Source organism: Variovorax sp. P4_D9 (genome assembly GCF_056401695.1).
The window spans coordinates 1-957 of sequence record NZ_JBFUIU010001581.1 but is presented as its reverse complement, the minus strand read 5'-3'; the positions used below and the strand labels follow the sequence as shown (position 1 = coordinate 957).

Annotated in this window: 1 protein-coding gene and 1 pseudogene; both read right to left on the bottom strand. The window is 67.3% G+C overall.

Going from position 1 to position 957, the window contains the following annotated elements; genetic code table 11:
- On the bottom strand, positions 1–594 hold a 594-nt coding region (locus tag AC1DY5_RS57050; RefSeq protein WP_478122943.1), incomplete at its 3' end, for an FCD domain-containing protein.
- A gap of 70 nt (positions 595–664) precedes the next feature.
- Positions 665–957 (bottom strand): annotated as a pseudogene (locus tag AC1DY5_RS57045) (DNA ligase); the annotation flags it as partial.

Sequence of the window (957 nt, the reverse complement as noted above, 5' to 3'; positions counted from 1 at the left end):
GATCTGGCGGTGCTCGCGCGCATAGACGGCCATCGATTCGTCGCTCAGGTTCTTGCGCCGGTACAGCGACAACTCCTTGATCAGCTTGCGGTAGGTGGCGACCAGCTTTGCGTTGCCCGCCAGCGCGACCAGGCGGTCGTGGAACTGCAGGTTGACCCGGTGGTAGTCGGGCGCATTGCCGGCCTTGGCCGCGCGGTCCATCGCATCGACGAGCTGGCGCAGTTCGCGCACTTCGGCCGGACGGATGGTCTCGGCGACCTTGCGGCCGACGTAGAGGTCCATCACCGCGCGGACTTCGAAGATCTCGAGCGCTTCCTCGATCGGCACGTCGCGCACGAACACGCCGCGGTTCTTCTCGGTGCGCACCAGGCCGGCTTCCTCGAGCATGCGGAAGGCCTCGCGCACCGGGCCGCGCGAGACGCCGAGCCGGTCGGCCAGCGCGCCTTCGGTGAGCTTCTCGCCGGGACCGAGTTCGCCTTCCGCAATCATGCGTTCGATCTCGGTCTGCACCAGGTTGGCGAGCGAGTTGCCCTGCAGTTGTGCAATGGCTGCCTGGGGCGAGAGCGTCGGCGACATGGCGCGATCGTAGGTCACCTTTTGTAAATTGTCTACGATTTACAAAACTGAGGGTCCGGCCTTGGGCCCGCGACCGTGCGGCCGGGCTTCAGTCGCTCAGGTCGGGGCGCTCGCGCATGAAGCGCGCAAAGCGCGGTAGGCCGCTCGGGTTGGTGCCGTTGTAGCGGTAGCTGACCCAACTGCCGATCGGCGGCGGCTTCTCGCGCTCGGCGTCGCTGAAGCCGCTGCCGAGCTTGAAGCGCTTGCCGTCGGGGGTCTCGACCCACATCGCGCCCATCCGGCCGCCATGCTTGCCGCGGCCCGGGACATAGGAGATCACGCGCGCCTCGGCGTCGTCGTACGGCTTGACCTTGACCAGGTCGGTGTTGCGTTCGGCCCGGT